The organism is Roseomonas genomospecies 6, assembly GCF_008365375.1.
In the GTDB taxonomy this organism is placed as follows: Bacteria; Pseudomonadota; Alphaproteobacteria; order Azospirillales; family Azospirillaceae; genus Azospirillum.
In genome coordinates this window covers 142,986-151,786 of sequence record NZ_QOKW01000016.1, presented here as the reverse complement: position 1 = coordinate 151,786, position 8,801 = coordinate 142,986, and the positions used below count along the sequence as shown (strand labels likewise).

4 protein-coding genes are annotated in these 8,801 nt (G+C 71.6%); all 4 read left to right on the top strand.

Annotation, left to right across the window (positions count from 1 at the left end; all coding sequences use genetic code 11):
- Positions 1-4,606, top strand: a 4,606-nt coding sequence (locus tag DS843_RS19780) for a beta strand repeat-containing protein (RefSeq protein WP_167525373.1), incomplete at its 5' end; no start/stop codon positions are given.
- Between the two features lie 65 nt (positions 4,607-4,671).
- Positions 4,672-6,519, top strand: a complete 1,848-nt coding sequence (locus tag DS843_RS19775; RefSeq protein WP_149470550.1) for a TolC family protein — start codon at positions 4,672-4,674, stop codon at positions 6,517-6,519.
- A 121-nt stretch (positions 6,520-6,640) separates the two neighbouring features.
- On the top strand, positions 6,641-7,447 hold the full coding sequence (locus tag DS843_RS19770; RefSeq protein ID WP_286192202.1) for an efflux RND transporter periplasmic adaptor subunit: 807 nt from the start codon (positions 6,641-6,643) through the stop codon (positions 7,445-7,447).
- The gene (locus DS843_RS19765) at positions 7,437-8,801 is read left to right on the top strand and encodes an efflux RND transporter periplasmic adaptor subunit (RefSeq protein WP_286192201.1); all 1,365 of its coding nucleotides are present in this window, start codon (positions 7,437-7,439) and stop codon (positions 8,799-8,801) included. The genes DS843_RS19770 and DS843_RS19765 overlap by 11 nt, the downstream gene beginning before the upstream one ends.

Here is an 8,801-nt window from a genome sequence, read left to right as displayed (position 1 = left end):
CGCCAGCTACACGCTGACCACTTCGGACGCCCACAAGTACCTGCGTGTGGTGGTGACGGCCAACGACGGCAAGGGCGGGACGCCGACGGCGACCTCGGCCTACACGGCGATCGCCAACAGCGCGCCGTCGCTCGCCGCGCCGACGGGCATCAGCGTGACCGATACGGTCGCGTCGGACAGCCTCACGCCCCAGACGGGCACCCTCAGTTCGACCGATGCCGATGGCGACACCCGGACCTATGGCATTGCGAACGGTGTGTCGGCCAGCTTCACGCTGAACGGCGTCACCTACGACCGGTCGCTGACCGGGACCTACGGCACGCTTTATCTGGAGAGCGCCACCGGCAAATACGTCTATGTCCCGTCGAACAGTGCTGTCGACGCGCTGTCGTCCAACACGTCGGAGAGCTTCACCGTCACGGCCAGCGACGGTGCGCTCAGCGACAGCCAGTCCCTGACCGTCACCATCACCGGCGTCAACGATGCTCCGGTGATGAGCACGGACGCGCGCAGCCTGACCGGCATCGCCGAGGACGCCACCGGCAACAACGGCGACAGCGTGGCGGCCATCCTGGCCTCCGCCGGCACAGTCACCGATGCCGACGGCAACGCGCTGGGCATCGCGATCACCGCGATCGACAACAGCAACGGCACCTGGCAGTACAAGACCGGAGCCGGCAACTGGACCGCCATCACCGGCGTTTCCGGAACGACGGCCCTGCTGCTCGCCAACAGCGACCGCGTGCGCTTCGTCCCGAACGCCGACTACAACGGGTCGGTCGCCAGCGGGATCACCTTCAAGGCCTGGGACCAGACGTCCGGGACGGCGGGGACGACGGCGGGCAACGACACCACCGCGAACGGCGGTTTGGGGACCGGCGGCCAGTTCAGCACCGCCAGCGCGTCGGCGGGCATCGCCGTGACCGCGGTGAACGACGCCCCGGTGCTGAGCGACACCGTGCTGACCCTGCCGAGCGTCGCCCAGACCGCGGCCGGGCCCGCCGGTCTCGTCGGTGTGGCGGTGTCGTCCCTGGTGGCCACCGGCACCAACGTTTCCGACGTGGACAGCGGAGCCGTCACCGGCATCGCGCTGGTCGGCGTGGACACGTCGGAAGGCGGCACCTGGTACTACAGCACCGACGGCGGCGCCAACTGGACCGCGGTCGGCACGGTGAACGACAGCGGAAGCGCGCTGCTGCTGCGCACGACGGACCGGCTCTATTACCAGCCGACCGGCTCCAACGCGGGCATCCTGGGCACGGCGATCACCTTCCGCGCCTGGGACCAGACCACCGGCACCGCGGGGTCCAAGGCGGCGACCAACGGCGGCGGCGGGACGTCCGCCTTCTCCGCGGCGACGGACACGGCCAGCCTGTCGATCACCCCGGTCGCCCCGACCAGCGTTCTGACCCTCGACGCGGGATCGGACACGGGCAACAGCAGCACCGACAGCATCACCAAGGCGGCCAGCGTCACCATCAATGGCAACGGCGCCAACGCCAACGCCAACGCGACGGTGCGGCTGTACGCCAACGGGTCGCTGCTGGCGACGGCGACCGCCGACGCGTCGGGCGGCTTCAGCTTCGCCGGTGTCGACGTGTCCGGGCTCAGCGGCACGGTCAACTTCACCGTCCGGCAGGTCATCGCCGGGATGGAAAGCGCCGACTCCGCCGTCCGCACCGTCACCTTCGACCGCACGGCTCCGACCATCGCCATCGCCACGGTGGCTGGCGACAACGTGCTGAACGCGGCGGACAGCGCGGCGGGCCAGACGGTGTCGGGCACCGCGACCGGGGTCGAGGACGGCCAGACGGTCACGGTGACGCTGAACGGCAAGACCTACAGCACGACAGTGACCAACAACGCCTGGAGCCTGTCCATCCCCTCCGCCGATCTGCTGGCTCTGCCGGACGGCGGCCACTACAGCATCACCGCCGACCTGTCGGACGTGGCGGGCAACGCCGCGGTCCAGGCGACGCGCGGCGTCTCGGTCGACCGCACGCCGCCGACCGTCGCCATCGCCACGGTGGCCGGCGACAACGTGCTGAACGCGGCGGACAGCGCGGTGGGCCAGACCGTGTCGGGCGTCACCACCGGGGTCGAGGACGGCCAGACGGTCACGGTGACGCTGAACGGCAAGACCTACAGCACGACGGTGACCAACAACGCCTGGAGCCTGTCCATCCCCTCCGCCGATCTGCTGGCTCTGCCGGACGGCGGCAGCCACACCGTCACCGCCAGCCTTGCCGACGCAGCGGGCAACGCCACCCAGGGGACGCGCAGCGTGTCGGTGGACCGCACGCCGCCGTCGGTGGTCAGCGTCACGGCCCCGCCGGCGCAGACCTACCTGCCGGGCGACACGGTCAGCTTCTATGTCCAGCTCAGCGAGACGGCCATCGTCAGCGGCAGTCCGGTCCTTGAACTGGCGGTCGGCGGCAGCATCCGGTCCGCCACCTACAACGCGGCGGGCAGCACCGGCACGCTGATGCGGTTCGACTATGTGGTTCCGGTCGGCGACCGCGCGCCGCAGGGCATCTCGGTCCTTGGCCTGGCGCTGAACGGCGGCACCGTCATGGACGCGGCCCAGGGGCCGCTGCTGACCGCGCTGAAGGGCGTGGGCGACACCAGCCAGGTGCGGATCGACACGCCGGTTCCGACGAAGCCCGCCGGGACGGCGCTGAGCGGGCTGTCCGACTCCGGCGCGTCGGCGACCGACCGGCTGACCAACGTCGCGAAGCCGACGCTGTCCGGCACGGTGGAGCCGAACGCCACGGTGACCGTCATGGTGGACGGCAAGGCCGTAGGGACCGCCGTGGCCGACTCCAACGGCTTCTGGGTCCATCAGCTCCAGACGGCGCTGACCGACGGGACGCACAGCATAACGACCACCGCGACCAACCGGTTCGGCATCGTCAGCGAGCCGTCGGACGCGCTGGTGGTGGTGATCGACACCGCCAAGCCGGTGACCCCGGCACCGTCGGTGACCAGCGCCACCGTGGCCGGCACGGCGGCCGGCGCGCGCGTCTCCGGCGTCGCCACGCCGTCCATCGGCGGCACGACGGAGGCCGGCAGCACCGTCAACATCCTGGTGGACGGCCGGGTGGCCGGAACGGCGGTGGCCGACGCCAACGGGGCCTGGACCTTCCAGTTCCCGACCGCTCTGGCCGACGGCACGCACAGCGTCCAGGTCCAGGCCACCGACACGGCCGGCAACGTCAGCGACACGTCGGCGGTCACCACCCTGGTCATCGACACCACGCCGCCGGCGGCCCCGACCGTGACGCTGAACTCCACCGCGGGCAGCACGCCGGTGGTGCAGGGCACCGCCGAGGCGAACAGCCTCGTCACCGTGACGGTCAACGGCCAGACGGTGGGCACGGCGAGGGCCAGCGCGACGGGTGTCTGGCAGCTCGCCCTGGCCGCCGATCTGGGGGTCGGCAGTTACGCCATCTCGGCCCGGGCGACCGACGCCGTGGGCAACACGGGGACCGCGGGCACGACCACCTACACGGTGGCTCCGCCCCCGCCGCCGGTCGTGACGGTCGCGGCGTCCACCGGCAACACGACGACGGCGGTGTCCACCTCCACCACGGCGGCGACCGGGACCGGGACGACGCAGGCGTCCGGGCCGACTCTGGGCACCGCGCCGACCTTGCCGAGCCTGCAGACGAGCAGCGACGCGGGCCGCGTCATCACCGCCTCGTCGATCGGCAGCGGCAGCAGCTCGGGCAGCAGCAGCACGGACGCCGGACGCTCGATCACCATCAGCAACATCGGCAACTCGACCAGCAGCGACGCGGGCCGCTCGATCACCATCACCGCCATCGGCGGCGCCCCGTCCAGCGGCGGCACGGCCAGCTCGTCCAACGCGGTGCTGGGCGGCGGTGCTGGCGGCTCCGGCGGTTCCGGGCTGAGCAACGTCGTCAGCGGCGGCGGTGGCCTGGGCGGCGGCTTCGGCGGTGGCGTGGGCGGCGGCTCTGGCCTGGGCGGCGGCACCGGCGGGATCGGTGCCGGTCTGGGCGGCACGGGCGGCGTCGGGACCGCGGGTCCCGGCGGCAGCGCGCTTGGCGGAGCCCCGGCTGGAGGCGTTTCGACCGTGGGCACCGGTACGGGCAGCCCGGCGGCTGGCGGTCCGGCCGGCGGGACCGGCACCGGTAGTGTGACCGGCGCGCCTGGAACGGCGTCGGGTGGTGCCCCGGGCGGCGGCACGGGCCCCGGTCCGGCATCCGGCGGGCTTGGCGGTGCGCCGGGCAACCGGTTCGGCAACCAGCCGGGAACCGGCACCACGATCGAGAACGCTCCAGCCAACCGTGGTGGCCAGGGCGGACCGCAGGGGCCGGGCCAGGGCAACCAAGGTCAGGGCCAGCCGCAAGGGCAGCCGCCGTCCGGCGACGCGCCGGCGGCGGGCGATCCGGCCAACGCTCCGGCGGGTACGGACGGCCAGGGGCAAGCCCCCGGACCGCGCGCCGACCTCGACGGTTCCGCGCCGCCCCGTCCGGCCTTCTCCCGTCAGGTGGCCCAGATCCACGGAGCCTCCGACGCCCAGTCCGCGGCGCTGCTGGCCGCACTCACCACCCACGTACCTCCGGGAAGCCGGGCGGCCTAGTGCCGCCCGCGCGCCCCGTCTTCTTCCCGCCTATGCGTTTCTTCCCGAATGGATTGCCGACGAGAATGACCCGGTTCGCTTCCTCCCTCCGGCCGCGGGGCCACAAGGCCCGCGCGTCCTTCGCCCTGGTTGCCGCAGCCCTGCTCGCCAGCGGATGTTCCGTCAGTCCCAAGCCCCTGACCGACGACGAGAATGTGTCCCGCCTGCGCGAGGACATGTCGGTCATCATGTCGCCGCAGGAGCCGATTTCCGGTCCCGTGTCGATGCACGAGGCGATGGCGCGGGCCATCAAGTACAACCTCGACGAACGCGTGAAGCTGATGGAGATGGCGGTTGCCAACCAGCAGCTCGACCTGTCGCGGTTCGACATGCTTCCGCGCCTCGTCGCGGGGGCGGGCTACACCGGGCGCAACAACGAATCCGGGTCCGAAAGCCTGAATCTCGCCACCGGGCGCCGCACGGGTGAAAGCACCACGGCGACGGACCGGCACCGCCGCACCGCCGATCTGGGTTTCACCTGGAACATTCTCGACTTCGGCGTCAGCTACCTGCGCGCCCGCCAGAATTCGAACCTCGTCCTGATCGCCGACGAGCGGCGCCGCCGCGTCGTCCAGGGCATCCTCCAGGACGTGCGCACCTCCTACTGGCGCGCCGTCGCGGCGGAGCGGCTGCTGAAGCGGATCGAGCCGCTGGAGAAGCGCATCGAGGCGGCGCGCAAGAACGCGAACGCCCTGGAGGCGCAGCGCGTCCAGGCCCCGCTGCAGACCCTGTCCTACCAGCGCGCGCTGGTCGACACGCTGCGCCAGCTCCAGACCCTGCGGCGCGAGCTGGTGGCCGCCAAGTCGCAGCTCGGCGCGCTGATGGGCCTGCCGCCGGGTGAGAACTTCGCCCTGCAGATTCCGCCGGATGTCACGGGCAAGGACGTGCCGGCCATCACCGCCTCGGTCGAATCGCTCGAATCCTACGCTCTCCTGAACCGTCCGGAGTTGCTGGAGGAGTCCTACAACGCCCGCATCACCACCGACGAGACGCGCCGCGCCCTGCTGAAGCTGCTGCCGGGCATCGACCTGAACGCCGGCCTGCATTACGACAGCAACAGCTTCCTGCTGAACCAGCGCTGGGCCGATTATGGGGCGCGGGTGTCGTGGAACATCCTGTCGCTGGCCTCCGCACCGGACACGCACGCCTTCTCCAAGGCCCAGGAAGAGCTGGTCGCCTTCCGCCGTCAGGCGCTGAGCGTGGCGGTTCTGAGCCAGGTGCGCGTGGCGATGGTGCAGTTCCGCGAACTGTCGCAGGAATTTACCCTCAACGCCGATCAGGCGGCGATCGACCGCCGCATCCGGCAGCAGTATGTGAACAGCAACACGGTCGGCCAGCAGGGCGACATGAGCGTGATCCAGGCCGAGGTGTCGGAGCTGGTTTCGGACCTGCGGCGCGATCTGGTCTACGCCGATCTCCAGAACGCCTACGCGCGCGTCATGGTGTCGGCGGGCGTCGATCCGATGCCGGAGGCCGTCCCGTCCCAGGATCTCTCGACCCTGAGGCAGGCCGTGTCCGACGGGCTGGGCGCCTGGCAGCAGAAGGCGGGCGGTACCGCGCGCCTCCAGGACCTGCTTGTTCCCGCCGCGACGACCTCCGAGAAGGCCCCGGCTCCGGTCGAGAAGGCCCCGGTCGAGAAGGTGGACGAACCGAAGGCCGCCGCTCCGGTCGCCGCGCGGGTCGAGGAACCGGCGGAGCGCAAGGCAGCCGTCCCGGAACGCGTGACGGTGGCCGAACTGCCGAAGCGGCCGGCCGCGTCCATGACCGCCCCGATGACGGTGTCCTACAACGCGCCTGCCCGATCGGAACCGGTGAAGGTCTACACCGTGCCGACGAGCGCGCTGGCTCCGGTTGGCCGCGCCACCGCGCGTTGAGTGCTGCGGGGCGGCGTCTGGGCGCCGCCCCCTCCCGGCTGTGCCGGCATGCCGGTGCTGAAACAAATAAGCGTGCAGGATCGCTTGCGAATCCTGGATCGTTGCGTTTCCGGAGCAATGGGTGCAGAAAATCTCTGCCATGATGTGCTGCTTTCGCCCCTCACGCTTCCTCGCCGCGCTGGCTTTCGCGCTGGTTCCCCTCCCGCTCGCCGCGGCCGATCCGGCGCCGGCCCCCGAAGGGGGGGTGCGCGCACTGATCGAGGCCCGGCAGCACGCCGTCCTGTCCAGCGAGATCGCCGGGCGCATCGGGCGGATCACGGTGGAGGCGGGCCAATCCTTCAAGGCGGGCCAGACGCTCGTCGCCTTCGATTGCAGCCATTATCAGGCGGCGGTCGATGCGGCCCGCGCCAACCTGCGCGCCGCCGACGTCACGGTGCGGCAGAGCCGCCGGCTGGAGCAGTTGAAATCCATCGGCGGGGCCGAGGTCGAGATGGCCGAGGTCAAGGCCGAGGCCGCCCGCGCCGACCTGCGCAAGGCGGAGATCGAGGTCCGCCGTTGCGACGTGAAGGCGCCCTTCGACGGCAAGGTGGTGGACCAGAGGATTCGCGAGCATGAGTCGGTCCCCGCCGGCACGGCTCTGCTGGAGATCCTGTCCGACCGCGACCTGCGGGTCGAGCTGATCGTCCCATCTTCCTGGCTGGTCTGGCTGAAGCCCGGCCAGCGGTTCGACCTGCGCATCGACGAGACGGGCGAGGTTCTGGATGGGGAGGTCGCCCTGGTCGGCGCCCGCGTGGACCCGGTCAGCCAGTCGCTGAAGGTGACGGGGAAACTGCTGGCCGACAAGCAGGGCAACGCCCCGAACCTCGTTGCCGGGATGAGCGGCACCGCCCGCTTCGCTCCGCCGGAGGAGGCCAAAGGTGCCCGATGACGTCAAGTCCGTCCGGATGGAGGCGGCCAACCCGCTGAACGGCCTCCTGCTCCTGCTGAACCTGCAGCAGGAGGCCCGGCAGGCCCCGAATCCCGAAGCGCTGCGCTTCTTCCTGGTGAACCAGACGCGGCGGATGATCGCCTACCAGCAGGCGGTCTTCCTGACCGTCGCGCCGTCGGGCAAGGCGCGGCTGGAGGCGGTGTCCAACATCGCCGTCCCGGAGCGCGACGCCCCCTTCACCCGCTGGCTGGAGGCCGCGGCCTCGGCCATCGCCGGGGGAACGGAGGCGCGCAACCTGCACGTCGTCTCTCCCACGGAGGTGCCGCCCGCTCTGGCCCGCGACTGGGGCCAATGGGGGCCGTCACAGGCACTGTGGGTGCCCTTGCACGGGCCGGACGGCGCCGTCACCGCGGCCCTGTGGCTTGCCCGCAACGACGTGTGGACGGATGGCGAATTGGTGTTGCTCGGCCAACTCGCCGGAGGCTATGGGCACGCCTGGTGGGCGCTGACTCACGCCGGGCGCCGGTCCGGGGTGCGGGCGCGCAAGGGGGTGTGGGCGCTGGCCGTGGCGGCGGCCCTGGCGGGGGTGCTGGCCATCCCGGTGCCGCAATCGACGCTGGCCCCGGCGGAGGTCGCGCCGCGCGATCCCCTGATCGTCAGCGCGCCGCTGGAAGGGGTGATCGAGCGGTTCCACGTCCAACCGAACGAGCCGGTGGGCGCCGGCCAGCCGCTGTTCACCTTCGAGGCGACCGTGCTGAAGAGCCGCCTGGAGGTGGCGCGCAAGGCGCTGGCCTCGGCGGAGGCGGAACTGCTGACCGCCTCCCAGGGGGCCTTCGCCGATCCGCAGAGCAAGGCGCGCATCGCCCAGTTGAAGACCCAGGTGGAGCTGCGCCGGGCGGAGATGGACTTCGCCCGCGACCTGATGGACCGCGTCACCGTGAAGGCGGAACGGACGGGCATCGCGGTCTTCACCGACGCCAACGACTGGCTGGGCAAGCCGGTGGCGGTGGGCGAGCGCATCCTGACGCTGGCCGATCCGCAGGCGGCGGAGGTGGACATCCATGTGCCCGTGAACGACGCGATCGTTCTGGAGGAGGGGGCGGAGGTCAGCCTCTACCTGAACGTCGATCCCCTGCGCCCGCTGCGCGCGACGGTCGCCCACGCCAGCTACGAGCCGGGGCTGACCCAGGGCGGGGTTCTGGCCTACCGTGTCCGCGCCGATCTGGCGCCGGACCAGCCGACGCCGCGCATCGGGCTGCGCGGCACGGCCAAGATCCAGGGCGAGCGGGTGCCGCTGGCCTTCTACCTGTTCCGCCGCCCGCTGGCCGCGGTGCGCCAGACCGTGGGACTCTGA

Bases quoted from the DNA above. Each gene is read 5' to 3' on its own strand.
- DS843_RS19775 (WP_149470550.1), top strand. From the start codon at position 4,672: ATGACCCGGTTCGCTTCCTCCCTCCGGCCGCGGGGCCACAAGGCCCGC.